Source organism: Tenacibaculum halocynthiae (assembly GCF_964512825.1).
Taxonomy (GTDB): domain Bacteria; phylum Bacteroidota; class Bacteroidia; order Flavobacteriales; family Flavobacteriaceae; genus Polaribacter; species Polaribacter halocynthiae.
In genome coordinates this window covers 123,192-148,853 of sequence record NZ_CAZELG010000044.1, presented here as the reverse complement: position 1 = coordinate 148,853, position 25,662 = coordinate 123,192, and the positions used below count along the sequence as shown (strand labels likewise).

Here is a 25,662-nt window from a genome sequence, read left to right as displayed (position 1 = left end):
ATAATAGGTGAAATTAGATTATTAGTCTACAAAACATTCATCTTTAAAACCTATTAAATATAATTTTTCTTGCGCACGTGTTACTGCAGTATACAACCATCTTAAATACTCTACACTAGATCCATCTGGAAGATATGGTTGCTCAATAAAAATCGTTTTCCATTGTCCACCTTGAGACTTATGACAAGTCATCGCATAAGAAAATTTTACTTGCAAGGCATTAAAATATTTATTCTTTTTAACTCCCATGAATTGTTTATACTTTGATTTTTCATTAGCAAAATCTTCTTTAACAGCTTCATACAACTTATTTGACTCTTCATAAGTTAATGAAGGACTTTCACTTGTTAAAGTATCTAACAACAATACTGTTTCAAAAGGCTTCATATCTGGATAATCAATCATACGCACTTCAACTTCAGCAAATTTAAATCCGTATAATTCTTTTATGGAATTAATTCGCATTACTTCACAAATATCCCCATTCGCAATAAAACCAGCCGACGAAGAATCTTTTAACCAGAAGTAATTATTTTTAACTACCATTACGTAATCTCCTGTAGAAATTTCATTTTCTTGCCCTCTAATTTTCGTTCTAATCTGATCATTATACTGGTTAGCTCTTTTATTAGAGCGCACTATAATTGCAGTATCCTCTACTCCTATTTCACCATCATAAGCTGAAGTAATTGCATCTTGAATTTCATAACCATCTTCCAATCGGATAATATCTGGAAAACTTACATCGAATTGAAAATCAACAGCTTTATTTTCTATTAACAATCTTAAATCAGTAGCATTGTATAAAATCCCTGAATCCTCTTGCTGACGTACAACTTCATCTAATTCAATTTCAGTAACTTGTTTATTAAACTCAAATGATAGCTTATCAGCTTCTAAAGCTGGACTCATTGTTAATTTTACTGGAGGTAACTGAGCTGTATCTCCTATAAAAACAATTTTGCAGTTTTTTCCTGAATATGCATATGCCATTAAATCATCAAGTAAAGAACCATTTTCAAACAATTTGGCATTTTGTTTTTCATCAGAAATCATTGAAGATTCATCAACAATAAAAATAGTGTTTGTATGCTTGTTAGGTTGCATTACAAAACTTACTCCACCATTACTTTGTTTTTTAGGGAAATATATTTTTTTATGAATAGTAAATGCTTGCTTACCTGAATACCCTGATATTACCTTAGCAGCTCTACCAGTTGGTGCCAATAAAACAGCCTTTTTACCAGCCTTCCATAGGTTATTTACTACGGTACTTATAGTTGTAGTTTTTCCAGTACCCGCATACCCTTTTAAAACAAATAAGGCATTTTCATTATCTTCGAAAATAAAATTAGTTAATTCATTTAATAATTTATTTTGCTTGTAGGTTGGTGTATAAGGGAATTTTTGTAATATTTCAGTATAAAATTTGTGTGCAGATGCTATCATAAAATAAAATAATTTCCAAAGATATATCTATTTATAGTTAAAAATTTTCTTCATTGAAAAAAAATTGTAGATTTGCGAATATCATATATTAAAAATTAAAAAAATGAATTTATTATTAATGATTTTAGCAGCAGCAGTTGTTGCGTTTCTTTTAGCTGTACTTATTGTTAAATTTGTACCTCTAAAAATGAGATGGTTAGTTTCTATATTACTATTAGTTGCCTCTATCTTCTTAGCCTATAAAATTTATGGCGGAATTATGGAGCCAATAAAATTTAATAAAGATAAAAAGGTTCGTTACGCTAAAGTTATTAAAAGTTTAAAGTTAATACGTGACGCTCAAATTAAATATAAGGAAGCTAAAGGTGATTATACTAAAGATAAAAATGCTTTAATTAGCTTTATCCAAAATGATTCTTTAGCTATTACAGAAACTACGAATATAGAAAAAGAGGTTACTTTATCTGGTGGTTTAACTGATAAAATATCTGTTAAACAAACTGACACTATTGATTATGAGCCAGTAATTAAATATTTTGAGGGGAAAGACTTCCAAAATATGTTTAATGTACCAGGTACTGACAAACAATTTGAGTTAGCAACGGATAAAATAGAAAAAGTAGCTGGTTTATTAGTTCCTGTATTTGAAGCTAAAGTAGATAAAAAACCTATTTTAGAAGGAATGAATAGTTCTTTAATAAAAATAGAATTAGAAGCAGTTGAAACGGATCAAGTAAAAGGTCCTTTTATCTCTGTAGGGTCTCTATCAGAAGTTACTACAGGTGGTAACTGGCCTCCATTTTACGACAAAGAAGATGCAGCTGCAAAAAAAGAGTAAAAAAATTAGCGCAATTGCGCAAAATAAAAATCTATCCATCCAATTTAGTTTGGATGGATTTTCTTTTTGTATTACTGATTTAACAACTAATGATGTTAATCTTTTTTCTGAATACATTTTTGAAAAAACTATTGCTTCTCCCGAATTATTGTTAGAGAAAATAATGTACATTTTTGCTAATGATAAAGATTTACAGCAAGATTTTAAATCAGTATCTGCTATACATCAAAACAACCTAGCTACTATTGTGCCTAATGATTTTTTTGATAGAAATAATTTAGTTCCTTATTTAAAATACTCTGTAAAAACATTAGCTACAGATTTTATTACATATGATAACCTGTCATCTATTAACGCCAATACAGTGTATATCCCATATGTAAACATTAATAATTATTTATTTCAAAATTTCGGAGAGTTTGAATACATGCATCATGCTTCTGTACTCATAGATAAACTTATTACTAAAATAAAAAACTCATCAATAAAAACAGGATTTTTTGTTAATGTTGCTCCAAACTTGATGGACATAATAATTATTGAAAATGATAAATTAAGTATGTATAATTCATTTTCATATTCTTGTAAAGAAGATTTTATTTATTACATATTATTTACTGCTGAACAATTACAAATGAATCCTGAAGAATTCCAATTAACCTTTTTAGGTAAAATTGAATCGGATTCTGATTTATATAAAATAACCTATAACTATATTAGAAATATTAACTTTATTGAAAGTACAACTTGTTTTTTTAATGAAGATGATGATTTTTCAAACCATTCAAACTATATATTACTTTCATAAATGCGTATAATTTCTGGAAAACATAAGAGTAAGCGAATTTCTGCTCCCAAAAACCTACCTGTTCGTCCAACAACAGATATGGCTAAAGAATCATTATTTAATATTTTAAATAACTTATATTACTTTGATAGTATATCTGTAATAGATTTATTTTCTGGTACTGGAAATATCAGTTATGAATTTGCTTCTAGAGGTACAGAAGAAATTTATGCTATCGATGCTCATTTTAATTGTATAAAATTTATCAATCAAACATCAAAAGACCTTGATTTAAATATTAATACTTTTAAAAGTGATGTGTATAAATTTTTAGAAAAAACTCCTTTAAAAGCTGATGTTATTTTTGCAGATCCTCCTTATGATTTTAAAGAGGAAGAGTTTTTAAAAATTGCAGATACTATTTTTGAAAGAAATATTTTAAAAGAAGAAGGACTTTTAATTATTGAACATTCAAAACATACCACATTATCAAATCACCCATATTTTAGTTATGAAAAACGTTATGGAGGGAATGTTTTTAGTTTTTTTGAAATAAAAGAATAATTATTTATTGTTTCCATTCATCCACAATAACATACATTTGAACGAAAAAAAATTAGGGCTTATTTAATTCATAATTATTTTTATTACAAACTATATTATTATGAATTTACAAATAACCAACGAAAAAAACTGTTTTCATCTTAAAGGTAATTTAAACTTTAATAATTATTCTCGTTTAAAAACTATTATTAACTCTTTTCTAAAGTCGAATAACAAAATAGTCTTAAATATTAATGAAGTTACTGAGATAGATACTTTTACAGTTAATTCTCTCATTAATTTATATACCAAAACCTCAAATAATAATAAAGATATTAGTATTCAAGGTTTTGGTGCTAAAGATTTTTATGATGAATTAGATTATAGAAATATTATTTAGTTTCTAATCTACTATCTATAATATTTTGTACAATTTCTGGGTTTAATAACGTAGAAACATCTCCTAAATTATTTAACTCATTATGTGCAATTTTACGTAAAATTCGTCTCATAATTTTTCCCGAACGTGTTTTAGGTAATCCATTTGTGAATTGAATTTTATCTAATTTGGCAATTGGTCCAATATGTTCGGTAATAATTTGATTAATCTCTTTTCGTAAATTATCATGATTTCTACCTTCACCGGTTTCTTTTAAAATAACATAACCGTATAACGCACTTCCTTTAATATCATGAGGAAAACCTACAATGGCACTTTCAGCAACTGCAGGGTGCTCATTTATAGCATCTTCAATAGGTGCTGTTCCTAAATTATGTCCTGAAACTATAATAACATCATCTACTCTACCTGTTATACGATAATAACCAACTTCATCACGAAGAGCACCATCACCAGTAAAATATTTATTTTCAAATGCTGAAAAGTAAGTTTCTTTATATCGCTGATGATTTCCCCATATTGTTCTTGCCATTGACGGCCAAGGAAATTTAACACACAATCGACCATCTACTTGATTTCCTTTTATCTCTTCTCCTTTTTCATCTATTAATGCCAATTGAACTCCAGGGAGTGGTAATGTTGCATAAGTAGGTTTAGTTGGTGTAGCATATGGTATTGGTGAAATCATCATTCCCCCAGTTTCTGTTTGCCACCAAGTATCTACAATCGGGCTCTTTTTTTTACCTACATTATCATTGTACCAATGCCATGCTTCTTCATTGATAGGTTCACCAACGGTTCCTAAAACTTTTATAGATGATAAATCATAAGAATCAACATAATCTAATTTTTCTTTTGCCAAAGCTCTAATAGCTGTCGGAGCTGTATAAAACTGACTTACTTTATGTTTTTCTACTATTTGCCAAAAACGCCCAAAATCTGGATAGCTAGGCACTCCTTCAAACATAACTGTAGTTGCTCCATTTGCTAAAGGCCCATATACAATATAGCTATGACCAGTTATCCAACCAATATCTGCTGTACACCAATACACATCATTTTCTCTATAATTAAAAACATTTTTAAACGTATATGCAGTATACACCATATAACCCGCAGTTGTATGTAACATTCCTTTTGGACTTCCGGTTGAACCCGAAGTATATAAAATAAATAAAGGATCTTCTGCATCCATTATTTCAGGTTCGCATTCTTCAGAAGCTATATCTAATAAAGGCTGTAACCATTTGTCTCTGCCTTCTTTCATATTAATATCAGTAGCTATTCTTTTTGTAACTAAAACTGTATTAATACTTTTACAACTATCTAATGCCTCATCAACAATACTTTTTAAATCGATCGTTTTTGCACCTCTATATGATCCATCTGCTGTAATTACCATTTTTGCTTCACAATCGTTTATTCTTGTAGATAATGCTGTTGATGAAAACCCAGCAAAAACCACAGAATGAACTGCTCCAATTCTAGCACAAGCCAATACTGAAACTGCTAATTCAGGAATCATTGGTAAATAAATACATACTCTATCACCCTTACCTATTCCATTATTTTTTAAAACATTAGCAAACTTACATACTCGCTTATGTAAATCATTATAACTTATATGTAGAGCTTCTTCATCTGGACTATTTGGCTCAAACAAAATAGCAGTCTTATCCCCTCTAATTTGAAGGTGCCTATCAATACAATTTTCTGTTATATTTAATTTTGCTCCTTCAAACCATTTTACTTCTGGTTTAGAAAAGTCATAACTCAATACGTTATCCCATTTTTTTCTCCAAACAAAATGTTCCTCAGCAATTTCTTCCCAAAATAATTCAGGGCTTCTTATTGATTTTCTATAAACTTGATAATATTCTTCTAAATGTTTTATGTGATAATTACTCATCTATAAAATCTTTTATGTTTTTAATAAAAAACTAATCTACAGTTTTTTTTAAATAGTTTTTATATTTTTTCTACTAACAACATAAGATCACTTATAAATATATATATTTGATTTATATGGAGCTTTTAATTGTTTTGAAAACTGTTCTCGAAAATTGGCATATAGTCTTTTTATTTTTTAGCATTGCTATTCTATATTCATCAGTAGGTTTTGGAGGTGGTTCAAGTTATTTAGCAGTTTTAGCTTTAACTAGTTTAGCTTTTACTGAAATTAGAGCTACTGCTTTATTATGTAATATTATTGTTGTAACAGGTAATGTTTTAATTTTCAAACAACAAAAACAGTACAATTGGAAAAAAGTAACTCCTTTGGTTATTTTTAGTATCCCTTTAGCTTTTTTAGGTGGGTATCTACGAATTGATCAAACGTTCTTCTTTATCTTGTTAGGCTTTACATTATTATTCGCAGCCATAACTATGTGGGTTTCAAAAAAAGTTGTCTCGAAAAAAACTAGTTCTAAAGAATTAAAATTACCCCAAAATGCTTTGTATGGAGGTCTAATTGGATTTGTTTCAGGCATGGTAGGTATTGGTGGAGGTATTTTTTTAGCCCCTTTACTTCATCTAACTAACTGGGAAACACCTAAAAAAATAGCAGCAACTGCAAGTTTATTTATTTTAGTTAATTCAATTAGTGGCCTAATTGGCCAATACACAAACCCTAATTTTTCAATCAACTGGAATCTAACCTCTATTCTTCTTATCATTGTATTTGTAGGAGGTCAAATTGGTAATAGATTAAGTAATAAAATACTTACACCTATTCAATTAAAAAAAGCTACTGCTATATTAATTGCCTTTGTTAGCATACGTATTTTAATAAATATTTAAGTTCTTAATAATCCTGCTCTCGTTCTCCAAAAGAACACGTTTATGGGTATTTTTCCAATTACTAATCTTTCTATTTATAGTTTTATATATATATCTAATTTTTCTAACTATATAAATTAAACTATTATGAATTTTAAAATTTATCCATCAATAGGAATTGCTCGAATGGGTAATGGTCCTGCAACAAAAGAAGATGTCGTTTTTAGCCCTGAAGTTCCATGGGCTAATTTATATGAAACTGGAGAAGAGTATCACACTGCTGATGGTGCATTAAAAAAACAAGCTCAACGTTTTTATATTTATGAATGTGACGATCAGGGTAACCCTATTCGTAAATTAGACGCCAATATTAGTCAAGTTGAATGGACTGTAGAGGTAGCTAATAAAAAACCATTTTGGTATGATTTTAATAATAGTTTAGATCTTTCTGTAAATACAGATAATGAAAATTTAAGCTCAACTTTTTTTACCGAAAAAATAGCTCCTGGAATTAGTACTTCAAGAAGAAATCCTAATGTATTAGATCAAAAACTAATAAACTCTGATGATCAAAATTATAGAAAAGAGTTAGTTAACTGCCCCGCACCTGTTAGTGTATCCTCAAGTAATCAAAAGCAAAAAATTGGAGGACAATTTCCTTTTCCTTTAAACCCTGAAGGAAAGAGTAAAATTGCAAAAGCAATGCACATGGAAAGTAAAAGTGTAAATTTAGGAACAGTTGAACATGATAATGGAACTTTAATTTTTTATCCTGGAGATGGGGTTTCCGCAGCTTTAAATCCATCAGATTTGAATACTGATTTTGCTGATAACTCTAATTGGTATGATGATATTTGTGACGGAAGAATTACTGCTAAAGTAACAATAGATGGAAAAACATACGAAGTAAACGATCCTAAATCGGCAGCTTGGATAGCTACTGCTCCACCAGATTATGCTCCACAAATACAACCATTAGCTACAATGTACGATCTTATTTGTGGCACTTCAAATGATACGTATTCTACAGATTTCAGTTTAGTTTTCCCTGTATTATATAGGTTATATAGAATGCAATGGGTAAATGCAAGTGATTTCCTTGCTCCATCATTTAGAGAAATTATTGATCAATTAACTACTGAAGAATTTAAATTTTTATATAATAGCTCTGATGAAGCTCAACCCTTAAGGGAAAAAATATTTAGCTTATTTAGAAATCCAGCTTATGCTTATACCAACGAACCAGTTATACCTAGTAAGAGTACAACTGATATTACAAATATTGGTAGTGGAACAGAAGAATTAAAATACCCTTTTTATCCAGGTGATGGAATTAATTATCCTGGAAGTCCTGCGCAATGGTTTGCAATCCCTCCTATTTTATATCAGCAACTTGAAAGTTGGAGAGATGGAAATTTTGAAAGCTTAGATTTTGAATTCACAACTATGGATGAAATAGGTCATTATTATCAAAATATATACATTCAAGCTTCAAAAGATGAAACAAAAAGTGCTTTATTAATGACACGAGCTGTTTTAGAAACTTTATATGGAGGTGGTTTCCACCCAGGAGTAGAACTTACTTGGCCAATGCGTCATGAACAAATGTATTCAGCAAATAATTTAACATTTAAAAATGTTACTGAAGGTGCTTCTTTCTTTGGACTACGTGAAATACGTATTGCTTCAGCTACAAAAAATGAACAATCTGAAATTTTTTATAATGATTTTGGATTTCAAATGAATTCAGATGATGTAAAAGCTTCATTAAATCCATCAAATAAAGAAAATTGGTTATGGAAAACAACACCAGGAGATTTAACTAAATGGATGGGAATTCCATGGCAATCTGATGCTGGGAGCTGCCAAAAAGTTTTTCTAGACAGTCAATACCCAATACCTGCATGGTGGGCTGCAAATTTACCAGTTGATGTATTAACTGAAGAAAGTTTAGTTAAAATGCAAGACACTACTTTAGGAGATGAAACTAAACAATATATTTATGCTAATCGAGTTCCATGGTTAATGACAAGTGATACAGGATATGTTGGTTATCACGCTGAAGGTGGCTATTTAAATGGCTTAATTAATATGGTTTACAAATGGAAAGATGTAGGTGTAGTTGCAGGTCGTAATGCAAATGTAAATGGAGTTCCTGAAATAGTGTATGTAGCTTCTGATAGCAAAAATGTTAAAGACAAACTAGTTATATTTTTAGGTAAAGAAATAACCTCTAGACCTGTAAAACTAAACCCTCCAAGTATTTTCTATTCAAATGTAAGAGAAATGGTATGGCTTCCTTCTGGTAAGGAAATATTTTTATCATCTACAAAAGATGGTACAGGTGATGTTTCTGTAGACGATGTTTTAGAACTTAAAATAAATGGAAACGTTGTATTAAATCAAGATTTCAGTAATGGTTGTAGTGGAAAAATAACTCCGCTTCCTCCAATGGACATTACAGAAAATTTAAAACCTTATAGTAATAATTTTGTTACTATTGAGGTTAGTTATATTGATAAATGTGGTGGATACGAATCAGCTACAAATATGTACTTAATTATTAAATAATTATGAATCCTGAGACACACTTAAAAACAAAAGTACTTATTGTTGGGAAAGGAGTCTCAGGACTCATTTTATGTTATTTATTAGAAAAAAAAGGAATTGAATGTATACTACTTAACAAAGAAGTAAATACATCTGCTACTATTCTTGCAGAAACTATACCTCCTTCTACACTTAGCCTATTAAAAAACATTGACTTACTTACTCTATTTGAAGAATGTGCTTCCAAAACATATGGCTATCAATCAATATGGAACAATATTTTTCATAGTGAAGATTTTTTCAAACATAATCCGTTTAAATATGGATTAAAACTAAACAAAAGAAAGGTCATTTCAGAATTAGAAAAAAAAGTAAAATCAAGAATAATAAACTATAATTTACTAAAGAACATAACATCAACAACTACATCTGTTCAATTAAACAATACTAAATACAATATTGATAGTGAATTAATTATTGACGCTACTGGACGAAATCGAGTTATTTTAAATTTCTTTAAAGTACCTATAATTTCATATGATAATAACATTGCTTTTATATGTTATTTACCAAAAACTAAAGAATCGCTTAAATATGGTTTTTTTACTGAGACATATGAAAGTGGATGGGGAACCGTTTCTGATTTAAATGAAACAACAAGAATTATGACTCTATACTCTTCAAAAAATGATGCTCTCCATAAAAAATTAAAAACTTTTTCTAATTGGTGTGAAATATTAACCAATACCAAAATATTAAAAAAACATTTACCTACTGGTAATTTTAAAGTTACTGGAAGACTAGCAAACTCATCTATCCCACAAAATATTGTAGGTGATAATTGGTTATCTATCGGCGATGCGGCCATGGCTTTTGATCCTATTTCATCACATGGTATTTCTAACGCTATATTTTGTTCTTTAAAAGCAAGTGAAAGTATTAATGATTTAATTACTAAGAACGATGGAACTTCTTTTAATAAATATCAAGAAACAATCAATGCTGTTTTTAATGAATACTATAATGTAAAAGAAAAACTATATGCGTAAAATAAAAAAGACTATAAATTCATATTATCTCTTTTTCTCTTAAAATGGGATTTAAAAAAAACACCTTTTTCATTAAGTTGAAAAGGTGTTTTATTATTAACAAAATATTTAGGGTTATTTATTTTTTAAGAACCCTTAAGACTTCTGTTTTATCATTAGATTGAATTCTAATAAAATAGTTACCAGGAGCGGTAATACGTTCACCTAAATTTTCTATTTTAGTTTGATTTCCATTGTATTCTTGAGAGTAAATCTGTCTTCCAACGATATCATAAATACTTACATTAAAGTTAGTACTTTTAAAAGAAGTTACATTCAAAGTAAAACTTTTATTAAATGGATTTGGAAATAAAGAAAACTTATTACCGCCGTTACTAAATAAACTAGGACTAGCATTAGCACTAGAGTTCGTTACATTAATTGTATAATCTTCATACTCTCCATATCGTACATCATTGGTACCAGTATCACATGAATTCTTTTCTGTATCATAATATGAGACTAGTAAACGCATTCTTGTTGAACCAGTTATTGCCGTTTGTGGTACCGTTACTGATATTGCACCTGTAAGACCATTTGTCTTAATCAAAGTAAATTCCTCTCCTGCATCCGAAAAATCACCATCACGGTTCCAATCAAAGAATGCATAGATTTCATCATTACTACCTCCTTGATAACCCAGTATTGTAACTGTAAGGTTATGACTTGTCCCTACATTTACATTAGTAGAAATAGAAGTAAAGTCATCATATCCAGAAACATTTCTTACAGAAGAATTATTAATTCCAGCAAAAACAACATTTGATATTCCCTCTGGTCCATCATTCCCTGTAGCAGAACAATAGGTAGGATTTGGATTCGTTTGTTGGGTGGTAACATTAACGGTATTACTGGAAGCTGATTGATTACCCGCTGCATCCTTAGCTCTAACAGAGAAAGTATACGCTGTATTAGCAGTTAAACCAGTTACACTGTAAGTTGTACCTGTAGCTGTACCTATATAAGTTCCTCCACGGAATACATCGTATCCTGTTATCCCTACATTATCTGTAGAAGCAGTCCAGTTTAATGTTAAGGTTGTTTCATTTACATTAGAAGCTAGTAAATTTGTTGGCGTACTTGGTGCTTGTGTATCACCAGTACTACCACCAATTACAACTACATAATCTTCAACTTCATCACCATCATTAGCACTAGTTCCACAAGGATTAGGATTACTTGCCCATCTGTAACGTACACGTAACTTAGTGGCTCCAGATTGAGCATTATTGGGTACAGTAACTGAAGTTGTTTCACCACCAGTACCAGGAACTTTCATTAAAACTTCTTCATTAGCATCTGTAAAATCACCATCTCTATTCCAATCAATCCAGGCACCAACTACATTAGCCGACCAATTAGAAGCTGTGATTCCTGGAGTTACAGTTAATGTTAAGGTTTGTCCAATAGAAACGTTTGTGCTTTGAGCTGTAAAATTTGTATAATTACTATTTTGACTCGTATTATTAATACTTCCAAATGTAACTCCACCTATATAATTGGTTCCTTGACTTCCTGCATTACAATAACCTGTTGGTAATGTTGGATCAGGATTTGTACCTCCTGTAGTTGTTACATTTGCTATATTACTTTCAGTAGATTGATTACTTGCTGCATCTTTAGCCCTAACGGTAAAACTATAAGAAGTATTTCCAGTTAAACCAATCACATTATACGAAGTTCCTGTAACTGTACCCAAATTAATGTTTCCTTGATACACATCATATCCAGTTACTCCTACATTATCAGTAGAATCCGTCCATGTTAATGTTAGTGAAGTACTTGTAATGCTAGAAGCTACTAACCCACTTGGAGCAGTTGGGGGTTGCGTATCACCAGTTACTCCACCACTTACTACTACTGAATAATCCTCAACTTCCCCAAAAGAAGTATCCGTACCACATGGTTGAGCTCTCTCACTACTTCCATAACCTAATCGTACTCGCATACGTAATAAGGTATTCGAAACAGCTGTATTAGGTGGCGTAACACTACCTGAATAAGGGCCAGCTCCATATCGAGCATATACTTCTTCTGAAGTTTCAAATTGACCATTATTATTCCAATCGATCCAAACTCCTACGTCATTAAATGTCCAACTACTATTATTTACGTCAATAGTAATTGTTTCCGACTGCCCCACTGAAAGATTAGTTGAAATAGTTGAAAAATCATTATATGCTGCATTTGTGGAGCTATTATTTATAGAACCAAAGCTTACATTCGTGATATGTAAAGTACTATTTTGTGTTGTAGATGCAGCACAAGGATCAGTTCCAGGGCTTGGACCGTCTTTAGTTACTATGTTAATAGTATTACTATTTCCAGAAGTATTATTAGAAAAATCCTTAGCTTTTACATAAAAAGAATAAGAAGTATTTTTAGTTAACCCTGTAACATTAAATATAGTTCCTGAAGGACTTCCTATCGGAGTCGCTTCATTATTTCTAAATACATCATAACCAGATACTCCTATATTATCGATAGAACCTGTCCAATTTAATGTTAAAGAAGTACTTTCAATATTAGAAGCAGTTAAATTAGTTGGTGTACTTGGAGCCTCTGAATCTGGAGTTGAATTACCTTTAATAAACACAAAATAATCTTCTACTTCGTCACCTTTCGATGATGCTATTCCACAAGGCTCAGGAGCAGTATGTAATTTATAACGCACTCTTAATCTGGTTGCACCATTTTTTGCAGTATTTGGAACTACAACAGTTGTTGTTACTCCACCTTGCCCATTGGTTGTTAATAAAACTTCTTCACCTGTATCCTCAAAATCTCCATCCTTATTCCAATCAATCCAAGCTCCAAAATAATTAGGATCCCAGGTCTCAATTCCTGGATTAACCGTTAAAGTAACAGGTTGGCCTTTGATAACATTTGTCCCTAGATTGGTAAAATCAGAATATCCACTATTTTCACTTTTATTATTGATATCTCCAAAGATGACTTCATCTATATAATTATTACCTTGATGACCAGCAGCACAATAATTTGTAGGCATAGGATCAGAGTTACCATCCGTTATGCTAAAGTTAGCGTTTGTAATATCAAAAAAAATATTGTTGGTACCTCTTACCATAATTCTATTTACACCTCCTTGTTCATCTGGTATTGTAATTTGATGAGAACCATCATTAGGTACCGCCGACGCTAAAGTTATTGGATATGTATTTCCTCCGTCTGTAGATAATAAAATATCTACGTTTGCTGCATTAACTCCATTTCCTGTAGTTCCTGCTACATTCCAGGTTACTTTTTGGGTAGAGCCAACTGGTGCATCAAATCTACTGTTTTGGGAAGTTATTACAAAAGGGCCGGCATTTCCAGCTACCTTAATAACAGCATCTCTAGAATCTGTATTCCCCCCTCCAGCGTGGTTATCTCTTACGGTAAATCTAAAATTAATCGTTCTAGCAACAGAAGGTGTTACCTCCCATTCAGAAGAAGAATTTCCAGCTTTTACTGTACCAAGATCAGGCATATATCGGATAGGAGATGTTGTAGGTGGTTTAAAACGAAATAAAGGGCCACCTGTTGATGTAGCAAGAGGGGGCATAGGAGCTATTTCTTTATCCATTTGATCCCAAGTATATGTTAGTTGGTTGGCCGGTGTATTAGCATCAGTAGCAGATCCTTCTAATATAAATGGAGTAGATCTTGGAATCGTATAGTTACCTCCTATACTAGCTACTGGTGCACTATTACCTACTGACTTTGTTATACCACAACCTGCTGTGTTTACAATATGATTCCACATTTCATCTATCTGTTTAGCATGAAAGAAAACATGTGAAGTTTGTAAATCGTAATTTGGAGCACAACCTTGATATGCCATAATACTATTACCTCCTCCTGGTTCAACGGCACCTTCATCCAAACGATTACCACCACATGCATTATTAAACGAGTGATTAGCACCAAATTGATGACCAATTTCATGAACGAATGTACGGAAGAAATAATCATTTACAGATGTGAAAGGATGCGCACCTGTAGATCCTTGCGCTTTTTTATCATCAACACATACAGAGTTTAAAGCTCCACGTCCGGTTCCATCTGAATCTAAAACATGACCTATATCATAGTTAGCATTACCTATTTGAGCATCAAGAATACCTTGAGATTCATTTATAGATATTCCCGTATTACCATGTGTAATACCATCTGTTACTGGATCAAGGAAAATGGAATTTAAAATGTTAGGTACTAATTCAAATGTAGTTCCTAAATCTCGTTCATAAACCGCATTCACCCTTGTCATGAGTGCATTTAACTCAGCAAGTACAGCAGCTTTCCTTTGTTGAACTGAACCATTTGTAACACTTGCTTTATCAGTATATATTTTAGACAATTCTCCCGTTACTGCTATGGCCATTCGATAAACTCTAAGACGACTATCATTAGCATCTCTTCTGGCTCTTTTTGGTAACCCTTTAGATCCTGTTGTCTTTTTTTCTAAAAAATTTTCGAAATCATTATCTGTAGTTTGGCAACTTATAGGTTCTGATTTTTCCTTTTTTGAAGTAATCATATACATTTTACTATTGATAGTAGGATGCTTGATATTAATTATTGTAGCATCTGACTTCATAATCATAGCCCTAAAGTCATTATTACCCAAACTAAAATGTACTAATTCATTTTCTCCACTTACAGATGTACCCACATAAGATTTAATCTTTGGAAATTTTTTAGCTAAATCTGGATGTAAAACATTAGTCTCCTTTATACGGTATTTTTTAAATTTTCCGTCTTCACTAGGAAGCGTGATAATAACATTTGATTTACCAAACGACTCGTACCTTTTAGGGCAGTAAGACAATACTTTTTTTAGTTTTTCAACACTAAGGTTATAAGTGTTATTTGGCGTAACTACCTTCTTCTCAACTAAATTAATAGTCTTATTTTGAATTGGTTGAGTGTTTTTTTTCCAGAAGTTGTTAGTTTGTGAGAATCCACAACCAAAAACGAATACTCCTAAGAGTAATGATATTTGATTTTTCATGATAGAAAGGTTTTAATAAGTATTTTTGGTAAATTTATTTTAACTTTTTCTTTTTACTCTATACTATTTTAATTCATCCGAATACTATACTACCTGATTAACAGTTTTTTAACTTAAAAAGTAAATTCTTTATCATTTTTTAACACTTAAAGTAATATTTAATCAACTCAACTAATATGACATTGAAATTAAAACATTTAAAAAAATCACTTTTTCAACATAATGAAAAAGTGATTTTGAGCTAAAAAAAATATTTAATTTTTCTTAAGAACTTGTAAGATTTCTATTTTTTCAAAAGATACAATCTGAGTAAAAATTCAGTTAAATGGATTAGGAAATAAAGAGATTTTATTATTACTATCATTAAATAAAGATGCTAGCATTACAATTATTAATGAATACTATTACATAAAAAGAAAACTATATACTTAAAATAAAAAAGACAACAAATTAATGTTGTCTTTTTCTCCCCTTAAAAAAAAGATGATTTAGCCTAACCAAGCATTCATCATCCATAATGTTTTTTCTTGTTCTGATATGAAATCACTCATCATAGAATTTGTTCCTTCGTCATCTGCATCATCAGATAATTCTAAAATACTTCTTTCTATTTTTAACAGTTCTGATAAAGACTCAACTACTAATTCTACAGCTTTAACATCTTCATAAATATTTTTCCCTACAGGAACTTTAGCCAAACTACTGTAATCGTTAAAAGTATGTAAAGGTACTCCTTGTAGAGTTAAAATACGTTCAGCAATTAAATCTACTTTTTCTTGTGCATCTGTATAAAACTCTTCAAATTTAACATGCAATTCAAAAAAATTTTTTCCTTTAATATTCCAGTGAAGTCCTCTTACATTCTGATAGTATATTTGAAAATTAGCTAATAGAACATTTAATTCTTCTACTAAGTTTTCTGTCTTCTTTTTATCTAATCCTAATATTGTAGTTTCCATATCTTATTGATTTTGTGTTGCGTTTTAAACTGATTCAAAATTATTGCAATTTTAACGAGTAAAACTATAAATTCAATTGATTGTTTTAATATCTTTATCAAAAAATATTATAGAATGACTATCACTCAACTAAAATATACATTAGCTGTAGCTGAATATAAAAATTTTACTGTCGCTGCTGAGCATTGTTTTGTTACACAACCAACTTTAAGTATGCAAATTCAGAAACTAGAAGATGAATTAGATGCTAAAATCTTTAATAGATCAAAAAAGCCTATTGAATTAACTGAAGTAGGAAAAAAAATTATTGAACAAGCAAAAGTTATTGTCGATGAAAGTAATAGAATTATTGATATTGTACATCAACAAAAAGGATATGTTGGCGGAGAATTTAAATTAGGAATTATACCTACAATAATGCCAACATTATTACCTATGTTCCTAAAAACTTTTAATAGAAACTATCCAAAAGTTCAATTAATTATCGAGGAACTTACAACTGAAGAGATTGTACGTAAATTAACAGACGGTCATATTGACGCTGCCTTAGCTGCAACCCCTCTTGAAAATGAAGCTATAAAAGAACGTGTATTATATTATGAACCATTTGTTGGTTTGGTTCCTGAAGAGCATAAACTTTTTAGTCAAAATAAAATTAAAGTAGATGAACTTGAAGTAGATGATATATTATTATTAGAAGATGGACATTGCTTTAAAGACAGTGTTATTAATTTATGTAGAACAAATAAAAAGAATAGAAATTTACAGTTTCAACTTGAAAGTGGGAGTTTTGATACCTTAATTAAGCTTTCAAAAGATGGGTTAGGTATGACTCTTTTACCTTATCTAAATACATTAGATTTACATGAGGAAGATAAAAAGCATTTACGTGAGTTTGAAACACCCCCTCCTGCGCGTGAGGTAAGTTTATTGTATCACAAATCACAATTAAAAATGCAACTTATTGAAGCTTTAAAAAGCACTATAGATAGTGTTGTTAGAGGCGCAATAGCCTTTAGTGATGTAGAAATAATCAGTCCATTACAAAAGAAATAACTAAGCATTTAAATAACATAAAAAAACCATTTTAAAATTAAAATGGTTTTTTTATGTTATTTTTTTAAAATTTATATTCAGATAATGGCTTCGGAAACTTTTCAGGATTTTCAGCTAAGTGATAACGAGGGTCATCAATATCTTCTATAATAATATCATGAAAAGTATCACTAGCTTTATACATTAATACTTTACAATCTTCACTTAAATGCTTTAATATTATTTTTTTCCCAGCTGCTTGATATTTTTCTACTAAATTAAAAATAGCCTCTATAGCTGAATGATCAGATACACGTGACTCTACAAAATCAATTTCAACTTTATCTGGATCATTTTTAATATCAAATTTCTCATTAAAAGCAGTTATACTTCCAAAAAATAAAGGGCCCCAAATTTCATAAACTTTAGTACCGTCATCTTTTGTACGTTTTCTTGCTCTAATTTTTCTTGCATTTTCCCATGCAAAAACTAATGCAGAGATTATAACACCTACAAATACAGCTATTGCTAAATCAAAGAATACTGTTACAGCAGATACTATAATTAAAACAAATGCATCTGTTTTAGGTATTTTATTCATGATTCTAAAACTAGACCACGCAAAAGTTTCTATAACCATCATAAACATCACACCTACTAATGCGGCAATAGGCACTTGTTCAATATATTTATCAGCAAATAAAATAAAAGTTAATAAAGTTAAAGCCATCATTACTCCAGATAATCTACCTCTACCTCCAGCATTAATATTAATAACTGTTTGGCCAATCATTCCACAACCACCAGTTCCTCCAAACAATCCACTAACCATATTTCCAGCACCTTGAGCAACACACTCTTTATTTCCATTTCCTCTAGAATCAGTTAATTCATCTACTAAATTCATTGTCATAAGCGTTTCAATTAAACCAACTGAGGCCGCTAAAAATGAATAAGGCGCTATAAATTTCAATGTATCCAAATTAAAAGGAAGGTTACTCCATAACTCAAATAGATTTAATTTTTTAGATAATTCATCAAAACCATTTAATCCGGCTCCTCCCCCATCTCTAATAAAATCACCTACATTAATAGAATTAATACCTCCAAAAATAACTACAAAAGAAACTATTAATATAGCAGTTAAAGCTGCTGGTATTTTTGTAGTCAATTTAGGTAGCCCCCATACAATAAGCATTGTTAATAATACTAAACCTATCATGGTATATAACTTTTCTCCTTGCATAGTAGATTTTACTACTCCACTATCTTTTATAGAATAAAAGCCATCATCTTTTACATTAAATACAACTTTTTTAGTTTCAGGATTGAACACCTGACCATCAGATATTACAAAAGCTTCTTTGTTTGTTTTTAAATTTATTACAGAGTTTTCTTTAATAGCATATAAAATTGTACCAGACATTACATCTTTAACTTCATTATTAGCGACATTATATACAAGTTCCTTAGAATCAGTTTTACGTTTGTTCTGCCCAAATAAATCTTTTGAGTTTTCTTTGAACATCCCTAGCTGAGCCATAAAAATAACGATAGCAAGTCCATTTACAAACCCCATCATTACTGGATGAGGTATTAATCTAACAAACTTTCCTAATTTAAAAACACCAGCCAAAACTTGTATAACTCCCATTAAAACTACTGCAGCCAAAAGATAGAAATACCCCATATTCTCTACTGGAGAATCAAATAAAAGACCTTTGGCATGCCCTTCTTGAATCATATGAACAAAAATAACTGCTACTGCTCCAGCTGCTCCCGAAATTAGACCAGGCCTACCTCCAAAAATCGCAGAAATTATACCTACCACAAACGCACCAAACAATGCTACAATAGGGCTTATTTGAGCTACAAAGGCAAAAGCAACAACCTCTGGTATCATTGCTAAGGAAACAGTAATACCAGCTAACGTATCATCTTTTATCTTAATCTTCTTATTCTTAATGTATTTCATCATAATATTACGAGGCTATTCTAAAAGTTGGCAAATGTAAAGATAATTTTATTGATTTACTTTTATGTTTCATTAACTTTAATTTTGCCAACGTATTTTTTTGTCTTAATTTTGAATATTGAAACTATCAAATAAAATTGGTAGCAACAATGAGCAGAAAAACACTACTTACTTCAAAAGAAATTGAAATCATTCTGCATCGATTAGCCTGTCAGTTAATCGAAAATCATAACGATTTTTCTAATACAGTATTAATAGGTATTCAACCGAGAGGAACATACTTAGCACAACGTTTAGCTAAATTATTAAAGAATGATTACGGTATAAAGAACTTACAATTGGGGTTATTAGATATAACTTTTTACCGTGATGATTTCCGAAGAAGAGACGAACCCCTAGAAGCAACTACAACTGAAATAAACTTTCTTATAGAAGGTAAAAATGTTGTTTTTATTGACGATGTTTTGTATTCAGGAAGAAGCGTTAGATCAGCTTTAACAGCTATTCAATCATATGGAAGACCTGAAAACATTGAATTACTAGTATTAATAGACCGTAGATTTAGTCGTCATTTACCAATTCAACCTAATTATAGAGGTAGGCAAGTAGATGCTATTAATGAAGAAAAAGTAGTTGTTCATTGGAAAGAAACTCACAAAAAAGACACCATTTACCTAGAGAACAAGCAATAATGCTTGATATAGTTATGATAAAAAAATTACACTAGAATGAAGCAATTAAGTGTTGAACATTTATTAGGCATAAAGTACCTTAATAAAAATGATTTAGATATCATTTTTGAAACTGCCTCTCATTTTAAAGAAGTTATAAACAGACCTATAAAAAAAGTACCTTCATTAAGAGATATAACTATTGCTAATTTATTTTTTGAAAACAGTACACGTACAAAGTTATCATTTGAATTAGCTGAGAAAAGATTATCTGCTGATGTAATTAATTTTTCTGCCGGTCAATCATCTGTTAAAAAAGGAGAAACACTTATAGATACAGTAAACAACATTTTATCTATGAAAGTTGATATTGTTGTTATGCGACATTCAAGTGTTGGAGCTGGTATATTCTTATCAAATCACGTAGATGCTAAAATAATAAATGCTGGTGATGGTACGCATGAACATCCAACTCAAGCTTTATTAGATAGTTTTTCTATGCGTGAAGCCTTAAATAGTAATTTAAAAGGTAAGAAAATAGTAATTGTTGGTGATGTTTTACATTCACGTGTAGCTTTATCAAATATCTTTGCTTTACAATTACAAGGAGCTGAAGTAAAAGTATGTGGACCAACAACATTAATTCCACGCTACATATCTAGCTTAGGAGTTGAAGTTGAAACAAATTTAAAGAAAGCTCTTGAATGGTGTGATGTTGCTAATGTTTTACGTGTGCAACATGAAAGAATGGATATTAAATACTTTCCTTCAACAAGAGAATACACACAGCTATTTGGAATCAATAAACAAATTCTAGATAACCTTGGCAAGAAAATTGTTATTATGCATCCTGGTCCTATTAACAGAGGTGTAGAACTAACAAGTGATGTAGCTGATAGTGACCAATCTATTATTTTAAATCAAGTAGAAAACGGTGTAGCTGTTAGAATGGCTGTTATTTATTTGTTCGCTCAGCAAATAAAAAGATAAAGTATGAATATAATACAGAAAAATAATTATAACTTAATTTCGTCCAATGAATCTTCTTTTGAAATATTCATTGAAAATTTTGATGAAAATTATACTAATTTGAAAGGAAAACATTTAATTGTTGAAATTTCTCCTAAAAATAATTTCACCGAAAAGAATATTTTAGTATTTTTGAAATACGCTGATTTACAACAACAAAGTGGCACATCTTTTGTTGTTATATGTAATGAAGTTAATGTTGATAATTTTCCTGAATTTTTTAATATAGTGCCAACACTAGTTGAAGCTGAAGATATTATTGAAATGGAAGATATACAACGTGATTTAGGTTTTTAACCTTATAACTATTCATAACCCCTTAATGAATTATTTATGACGAAAAAATTACTATTAATTATATTTTTCTTTGTTTCTTTTTCTATCTTTTCTCAACAGAAAGGCATTAGTAAATTAGTAGCATCTCCTAATCCTTTTACAAATAATACAACTATTTTTTTTAATGTAAATAATGATCAACCTGTATTATTAACTGTTAAAAATGTTTTAGGAAAAACTGTTTTTACTGAAAAATTAAAAGTTAAAAAAGGGAGAAATTCATTCCCTTTTAGGCGCAACGATTTAAAAGCTGGTATGTATATTTACGCAATACAAACGAACAAAGAAGTAATCTCTAAACGCTTTGTTATTAAATAATAATGAGCTTAAACCTTACCATTCTTGGGTGCCACTCTGCTACCCCTCGTGTAAATGCGCATCCTACCTCACAATATTTAGAAATAAATAATAGACATTTCTTAATTGATTGTGGCGAAGGTACCCAACGCCAAATGCGCAAATACAAAATAGGTTTTTCTAAAATTAACCATATTTTTATTTCCCATTTACATGGTGATCATTTTTTTGGCTTAATTGGCTTAATATCTACTTTTGGTATTTTAAACAGAGAAAAAGATTTACATATCTATGGTCCAAAAGGAATAAAAGAAGTTACAGTGCTACAATTAAAACTTTCTAAATCTTGGACAAAATACAACATTGTATTTCATGAGTTATCATCTAATAAAAGTGAATTAATTTTTGAAGACGATAAAGTTTCTGTACATACAATCCCTCTTAGCCACAGAGTATATACAAACGGTTATTTATTTACAGAAAAACCAAAATTAAAAAAACTACATATTGAAAATATAAAACAATATGATGAAATTGACACCTGTGACTATCATAACTTAAAAGCTGGAAAAGATTTTACTTTATCTTCGGGAGAAGTAATTCCTAATTTAAAATTAACCATTGAGCCTTCAAAACCAAAGAGTTTTGCTTTTTGTAGTGATACTGAGTACAAACCAGATATAGTACCTATCATAAAAGATGTAGATGTTTTGTACCATGAAGCTACTTTTTTAAAAGATAGAGAAGATTTATGTGATAAAACTAAACATTCTACTGCTGAACAAGCTGCTTCAATTGCCAGTCAAGCTAATGTTGGAAAATTAATTATTGGGCATTATTCAAGCAGGTACAATAACATCAATGATTTTAAAAACGAAGCTCAAACTGTTTTTGAAAATGTTGAATTAGCAGAAGCTGGTAAACGTTATTCTATAGACTCCTTCCCTATTCAAGTTTTAAACTAATATTGCCCTGTTGAAAGTAATACTAGAGTACATGCTACCTCTGTTTTAACACCATTCTCTTCAAGCAAATTTTTAAATTCACTGTTTTCTGTTCCTGGATTAAAAATTACTCTATTCACATTTAAACTAAGAATATAATCATAATAAGTTACTTGGTTTTTAGCACTTAAATACAATGTAACAGTATCTATATCTTTTAACATTAATTTTTCTGTAACAATTTTAATAGCATTAATACTACCTTCTTTGTTACCAATTGCCCTTACACTAAACCCTTTATTATCAAGCAACTTAACAGCTCTATTTGAATATCTATTCTCTTTTAAAGAAGCTCCTAAAACTAAAGTTGTGTTTTTCATACCTGTTAATAATACGTTAAATAGAGTTAATTAAGGTAACAAAAATATAATACCTATAGTCTATTAGTTATTAAGACAATTCAAAATTACATAAAATTAACAAAATGAAAAAAATACTACTTTTACTTTTAACCATTTTAAGCATGAATACATATGCCCAAATGTCTAAAGGTAATTTATCTAAACCTGGATCAGTTTACGGAAAGGTAATTGATCAAACTACAAAAGAACCTTTACCATACGTTAACATTATAATCAAAGATGTTGCCAAAAAAATAATAACTGGAGGAATTACTAATGAAAACGGAATATTTACAGTGAAAAATATTCCTGAAGGAAATAGTATTGTTGAAATACAGTTTATAGGATACAAAACTATTAACAAACCAATTGCTATTAAAGGGAGTCGTAAAAAAATTAATTTAGGAACTATTTCATTACTAGAAGACGCTACTACGTTAGATGAAGTTGAAGTTCGTGCTGAAACATCTACTGTAACACAAAAAGTGGATAGAAAAGTAATAAATGTAGGTAAAGATTTAACATCTGCAGGAGCAACAGCTTCAGAGCTATTAAATAACGTACAATCAGTAAGTGTTGATAGTCAAACAGGAAACATAAGTTTACGTGGAAATGACAATGTACGTGTATTAGTGGACGGAAAACCTACAAATATTAGTGCTGCTCAATTATTGCAACAAATCCCTTCAAGTTCAATTAAAAGTATTGAATTAATAACCAACCCTTCTGCTAAATATAATCCTGAAGGTATGAGTGGTATTATCAATATCATTTTAAATAAAAAAGCAAACATGGGTTTTAATGGTTCAATTAATACTGGTGTTGAAGCTGGGCATTATGTTCGTTATAATGGTTCATTAGACATGAATTATAAAACAGGTAATGTTAACTTTTTTGCTAATTACGGTACACGTATAGGAAAAAGACATAATTATGGATATGTTAATCGTACTTCACCACAAACTATTAATCAAAACTTTGTTTTTGATAACGACAATACATCTCATTTATTAAAAGTTGGAGCTGATATCTATATAAATGATAAAAATACTTTATCAGTTTATACTACTCAAAATTGGTTTGATGGTTTAGCAACTGGATCAACAATGGTTAGAAATAATGGTGTTTTACTTACTAATGCTCCTACTATTTCAAATTCTGAAAGTAATTCAAGTGCTTATAACTTTAACTATAAATTAGATTTTGATAAAAAAGGTCATAATATTGAATTTGAAGCTAACTTTTCTAATTCAAAATCCCCTGAAGTAGCGGTATTTAACGAACTAATTAATCCTAGTGATAAATCTTTAAACTATAATAATAGTGTTACTAACAATAGAGACAATACGTTACTTAATTTAGATTATACAAATCCTGTTTCAAAAAATGGTAAACTTGAATTAGGTGCAGAAGTTAGAATAAACAAAACTTCTAATAGCATTATTACCAATCAAGAAAACCTAAACAACTCTTCATTTAATTATGATAGAAATATATTTTCTTCATACATAACTTACAGTCATAAGTTTAATAAAATAACTATGCAAATAGGAGCTCGTTTAGAGCAGTATGAAATAGAAGGTGATTTTGTTAATGGAACTTCAACTGCTAAGATTACTGATGATATTTTCACTGTTTACCCTTCAGCTTTTTTTACCTATAACCCTTCTGATAAGAATCAGTTTCAGTTAAGCTATAGCCGAAGAGTTGATCGTCCTGGTATAGGTCAATTAAATCCTATTAGAGAATGGAGTACTCCTTTAATAACATCGATTGGAGAACCAACATTACGTCCGCAGTTTACTAATTCTTTTGAAGTTAATTATACACGTAGAATTAAAGGAGGTTCTTTAACTTTTGGAACTTTTTACAGAAAAATAAATGATAACATATCTAGATTAACCTACAAAGATCCTTTAGACACAAATGTACCTAAGGTAAAACAAATTTTATCTTTCATTAACTTCCCAGATAATGATGCTTATGGTTTAGAGTTTTCAGCAAATTATAGAATTGCAAAATGGTGGAGAGCAAATGCAAGTTTAGATTTCTATTCTCAATCTCAAAAAGGTATTGTAAACTACAAAGAAGCTAATGAAAGAACTACAGATGTAAAAACAAATGTTTTCAATTCAAGAATTAGTAACAGTTTTACAGCAACTAAGAATTTACGTTTTCAATTATTTGCAATGTATCGTGGTGGTCAGGATGGTATACAATTTAATAGTAAATCTATGTGGATGATCAATACAGGTGCTAGTTTAAGAGTATTAAAAGGTAAAGGTAATTTAACACTTAGAGTTAATGATATCTTCAAAGGAATGAGATTTGCCTTTGATGCTGAAACACCATTTACTCAAAACGGACAATTCAATTGGGAAAGTCAATCAGCTTATATAGGTTTTAACTACCGCTTTGGTGGAGGAAAGAATAAAGCTAAATCTCGAAGAAGAAGAGATAATAATGAAAAACAAGGTAGCGGAGGGTTCATTTAACAACAACTTTTGCTATAAATATATAAAAACTTCAGATATTAATTTATCTGAAGTTTTTTTCATATAATTGCAC

Annotated in this window: 20 protein-coding genes; 14 read left to right on the top strand and 6 right to left on the bottom strand. The window is 30.1% G+C overall.

Annotated elements, in window-relative coordinates:
* Positions 1 to 21 precede the first annotated feature (21 nt).
* Complete coding sequence (locus ACKTTQ_RS18140; RefSeq protein ID WP_408050009.1) at positions 22 to 1,449, bottom strand: ATP-dependent DNA helicase; 1,428 nt, start codon at positions 1,447 to 1,449, stop codon at positions 22 to 24.
* A 103-nt stretch (positions 1,450 to 1,552) separates the two neighbouring features.
* Between ACKTTQ_RS18140 and ACKTTQ_RS18135 the strand changes: the two genes are divergently transcribed.
* From ACKTTQ_RS18135 to ACKTTQ_RS18120, 4 genes are all read left to right on the top strand, one after another.
* Positions 1,553 to 2,287, top strand: coding sequence for a hypothetical protein (locus ACKTTQ_RS18135; RefSeq protein WP_408050008.1), 735 nt, complete (start codon positions 1,553 to 1,555; stop codon positions 2,285 to 2,287).
* Positions 2,265 to 3,095: a DUF3822 family protein gene (locus ACKTTQ_RS18130; protein ID WP_408050007.1), complete on the top strand. Its 831-nt coding sequence runs from the start codon at positions 2,265 to 2,267 to the stop codon at positions 3,093 to 3,095. Before ACKTTQ_RS18135 ends, ACKTTQ_RS18130 begins: the two co-directional genes overlap by 23 nt.
* Complete coding sequence (locus ACKTTQ_RS18125) at positions 3,096 to 3,638, top strand: RsmD family RNA methyltransferase (RefSeq protein ID WP_408050006.1); 543 nt, start codon at positions 3,096 to 3,098, stop codon at positions 3,636 to 3,638.
* Positions 3,639 to 3,738: 100 nt separating this feature from the next.
* Positions 3,739 to 4,017: an STAS domain-containing protein gene (locus tag ACKTTQ_RS18120; RefSeq protein WP_113785394.1), complete on the top strand. Its 279-nt coding sequence runs from the start codon at positions 3,739 to 3,741 to the stop codon at positions 4,015 to 4,017.
* Here the strand turns inward: ACKTTQ_RS18120 and acs are convergent.
* Positions 4,010 to 5,926, bottom strand: coding sequence for an acetate--CoA ligase (acs, locus tag ACKTTQ_RS18115; protein WP_408050005.1), 1,917 nt, complete (start codon positions 5,924 to 5,926; stop codon positions 4,010 to 4,012). The two genes, ACKTTQ_RS18120 and acs, sit on opposite strands and share 8 nt — an antisense overlap.
* A gap of 116 nt (positions 5,927 to 6,042) precedes the next feature.
* On the opposite strand from acs, the gene ACKTTQ_RS18110 reads away from it, so the two are divergent.
* The 3 genes from ACKTTQ_RS18110 (at position 6,043) to ACKTTQ_RS18100 (ending at position 10,394) form a co-directional block, all read left to right on the top strand.
* On the top strand, positions 6,043 to 6,816 hold the full coding sequence (locus ACKTTQ_RS18110; RefSeq protein ID WP_113785392.1) for a sulfite exporter TauE/SafE family protein: 774 nt from the start codon (positions 6,043 to 6,045) through the stop codon (positions 6,814 to 6,816).
* A gap of 126 nt (positions 6,817 to 6,942) precedes the next feature.
* On the top strand, positions 6,943 to 9,366 hold the full coding sequence (locus ACKTTQ_RS18105; RefSeq protein WP_093870947.1) for a LodA/GoxA family CTQ-dependent oxidase: 2,424 nt from the start codon (positions 6,943 to 6,945) through the stop codon (positions 9,364 to 9,366).
* A gap of 2 nt (positions 9,367 to 9,368) precedes the next feature.
* A complete protein-coding gene (locus ACKTTQ_RS18100; RefSeq protein WP_408050004.1) occupies positions 9,369 to 10,394 on the top strand; it encodes an NAD(P)/FAD-dependent oxidoreductase in 1,026 nt (341 codons plus the stop codon).
* A gap of 118 nt (positions 10,395 to 10,512) precedes the next feature.
* Here ACKTTQ_RS18100 and ACKTTQ_RS18095 read toward each other — a convergent pair whose 3' ends face one another.
* Positions 10,513 to 15,447 carry a GEVED domain-containing protein gene (locus ACKTTQ_RS18095; protein ID WP_408050003.1) on the bottom strand — a complete coding sequence of 1,645 codons (4,935 nt, stop codon included), beginning with the start codon at positions 15,445 to 15,447 and terminating at the stop codon, positions 10,513 to 10,515.
* A 488-nt stretch (positions 15,448 to 15,935) separates the two neighbouring features.
* Entirely contained in the window at positions 15,936 to 16,406 is a 471-nt protein-coding gene (locus tag ACKTTQ_RS18090) for a Dps family protein (protein WP_093870944.1), read from the bottom strand.
* Between the two features lie 114 nt (positions 16,407 to 16,520).
* On the opposite strand from ACKTTQ_RS18090, the gene ACKTTQ_RS18085 reads away from it, so the two are divergent.
* Positions 16,521 to 17,462, top strand: a complete 942-nt coding sequence (locus ACKTTQ_RS18085) for a hydrogen peroxide-inducible genes activator (RefSeq protein WP_093870943.1) — start codon at positions 16,521 to 16,523, stop codon at positions 17,460 to 17,462.
* Positions 17,463 to 17,526: 64 nt separating this feature from the next.
* Here the strand turns inward: ACKTTQ_RS18085 and ACKTTQ_RS18080 are convergent, their stop codons facing one another.
* Entirely contained in the window at positions 17,527 to 19,419 is a 1,893-nt protein-coding gene (locus tag ACKTTQ_RS18080) for a SulP family inorganic anion transporter (protein WP_093870942.1), read from the bottom strand.
* A 146-nt stretch (positions 19,420 to 19,565) separates the two neighbouring features.
* On the opposite strand from ACKTTQ_RS18080, the gene pyrR reads away from it, so the two are divergent.
* From pyrR to ACKTTQ_RS18055, 5 genes are read left to right on the top strand one after another with little or no spacing between them, the layout of a single operon-like run.
* Positions 19,566 to 20,108 carry a bifunctional pyr operon transcriptional regulator/uracil phosphoribosyltransferase PyrR gene (pyrR, locus tag ACKTTQ_RS18075; protein ID WP_093872028.1) on the top strand — a complete coding sequence of 181 codons (543 nt, stop codon included), beginning with the start codon at positions 19,566 to 19,568 and terminating at the stop codon, positions 20,106 to 20,108.
* 36 nt (positions 20,109 to 20,144) lie between these two features.
* The gene (locus tag ACKTTQ_RS18070; RefSeq protein WP_408050002.1) at positions 20,145 to 21,077 is read left to right on the top strand and encodes an aspartate carbamoyltransferase catalytic subunit; all 933 of its coding nucleotides are present in this window, start codon (positions 20,145 to 20,147) and stop codon (positions 21,075 to 21,077) included.
* A gap of 3 nt (positions 21,078 to 21,080) precedes the next feature.
* Positions 21,081 to 21,413 (top strand): hypothetical protein, encoded by a 333-nt coding sequence (locus tag ACKTTQ_RS18065; RefSeq protein ID WP_113785388.1) that lies wholly within the window; start codon positions 21,081 to 21,083, stop codon positions 21,411 to 21,413.
* 36 nt (positions 21,414 to 21,449) lie between these two features.
* Positions 21,450 to 21,770 carry a T9SS type A sorting domain-containing protein gene (locus ACKTTQ_RS18060; protein ID WP_093870939.1) on the top strand — a complete coding sequence of 107 codons (321 nt, stop codon included), beginning with the start codon at positions 21,450 to 21,452 and terminating at the stop codon, positions 21,768 to 21,770.
* Positions 21,771 to 21,772: 2 nt separating this feature from the next.
* Positions 21,773 to 22,714, top strand: coding sequence for a ribonuclease Z (locus ACKTTQ_RS18055; RefSeq protein WP_299135962.1), 942 nt, complete (start codon positions 21,773 to 21,775; stop codon positions 22,712 to 22,714).
* Here ACKTTQ_RS18055 and ACKTTQ_RS18050 read toward each other — a convergent pair.
* Positions 22,711 to 23,073 (bottom strand): CoA-binding protein, encoded by a 363-nt coding sequence (locus ACKTTQ_RS18050; protein WP_093870937.1) that lies wholly within the window; start codon positions 23,071 to 23,073, stop codon positions 22,711 to 22,713. The two genes, ACKTTQ_RS18055 and ACKTTQ_RS18050, sit on opposite strands and share 4 nt — an antisense overlap.
* A 104-nt stretch (positions 23,074 to 23,177) precedes the next feature.
* Here ACKTTQ_RS18050 and ACKTTQ_RS18045 point away from each other — a divergent pair, with 104 nt between their 5' ends.
* Entirely contained in the window at positions 23,178 to 25,589 is a 2,412-nt protein-coding gene (locus ACKTTQ_RS18045) for a TonB-dependent receptor domain-containing protein (protein WP_408050001.1), read from the top strand.
* Positions 25,590 to 25,662 lie beyond the last annotated feature (73 nt).

What these genes read in the sequence shown, in the direction of transcription:
- ACKTTQ_RS18105 (WP_093870947.1), top strand. Translation starts at nt 6,943, where the DNA reads ATGAATTTTAAAATTTATCCATCAATAGGAATTGCTCGAATGGGTAAT.
- ACKTTQ_RS18110 (WP_113785392.1), top strand. Translation starts at nt 6,043, where the DNA reads ATGGAGCTTTTAATTGTTTTGAAAACTGTTCTCGAAAATTGGCATATA.
- ACKTTQ_RS18065 (WP_113785388.1), top strand. Translation starts at nt 21,081, where the DNA reads ATGAATATAATACAGAAAAATAATTATAACTTAATTTCGTCCAATGAA.
- ACKTTQ_RS18050 (WP_093870937.1), bottom strand. Translation starts at nt 23,073, where the DNA reads ATGAAAAACACAACTTTAGTTTTAGGAGCTTCTTTAAAAGAGAATAGA.
- ACKTTQ_RS18125 (WP_408050006.1), top strand. Translation starts at nt 3,096, where the DNA reads ATGCGTATAATTTCTGGAAAACATAAGAGTAAGCGAATTTCTGCTCCC.
- ACKTTQ_RS18100 (WP_408050004.1), top strand. Translation starts at nt 9,369, where the DNA reads ATGAATCCTGAGACACACTTAAAAACAAAAGTACTTATTGTTGGGAAA.
- ACKTTQ_RS18045 (WP_408050001.1), top strand. Translation starts at nt 23,178, where the DNA reads ATGAAAAAAATACTACTTTTACTTTTAACCATTTTAAGCATGAATACA.
- ACKTTQ_RS18070 (WP_408050002.1), top strand. Translation starts at nt 20,145, where the DNA reads ATGAAGCAATTAAGTGTTGAACATTTATTAGGCATAAAGTACCTTAAT.
- ACKTTQ_RS18055 (WP_299135962.1), top strand. Translation starts at nt 21,773, where the DNA reads ATGAGCTTAAACCTTACCATTCTTGGGTGCCACTCTGCTACCCCTCGT.
- ACKTTQ_RS18135 (WP_408050008.1), top strand. Translation starts at nt 1,553, where the DNA reads ATGAATTTATTATTAATGATTTTAGCAGCAGCAGTTGTTGCGTTTCTT.
- ACKTTQ_RS18095 (WP_408050003.1), bottom strand. Translation starts at nt 15,447, where the DNA reads ATGAAAAATCAAATATCATTACTCTTAGGAGTATTCGTTTTTGGTTGT.
- acs (WP_408050005.1), bottom strand. Translation starts at nt 5,926, where the DNA reads ATGAGTAATTATCACATAAAACATTTAGAAGAATATTATCAAGTTTAT.
- ACKTTQ_RS18060 (WP_093870939.1), top strand. Translation starts at nt 21,450, where the DNA reads ATGACGAAAAAATTACTATTAATTATATTTTTCTTTGTTTCTTTTTCT.
- ACKTTQ_RS18085 (WP_093870943.1), top strand. Translation starts at nt 16,521, where the DNA reads ATGACTATCACTCAACTAAAATATACATTAGCTGTAGCTGAATATAAA.
- ACKTTQ_RS18130 (WP_408050007.1), top strand. Translation starts at nt 2,265, where the DNA reads ATGCAGCTGCAAAAAAAGAGTAAAAAAATTAGCGCAATTGCGCAAAAT.
- ACKTTQ_RS18080 (WP_093870942.1), bottom strand. Translation starts at nt 19,419, where the DNA reads ATGATGAAATACATTAAGAATAAGAAGATTAAGATAAAAGATGATACG.
- ACKTTQ_RS18140 (WP_408050009.1), bottom strand. Translation starts at nt 1,449, where the DNA reads ATGATAGCATCTGCACACAAATTTTATACTGAAATATTACAAAAATTC.
- ACKTTQ_RS18120 (WP_113785394.1), top strand. Translation starts at nt 3,739, where the DNA reads ATGAATTTACAAATAACCAACGAAAAAAACTGTTTTCATCTTAAAGGT.
- ACKTTQ_RS18090 (WP_093870944.1), bottom strand. Translation starts at nt 16,406, where the DNA reads ATGGAAACTACAATATTAGGATTAGATAAAAAGAAGACAGAAAACTTA.
- pyrR (WP_093872028.1), top strand. Translation starts at nt 19,566, where the DNA reads ATGAGCAGAAAAACACTACTTACTTCAAAAGAAATTGAAATCATTCTG.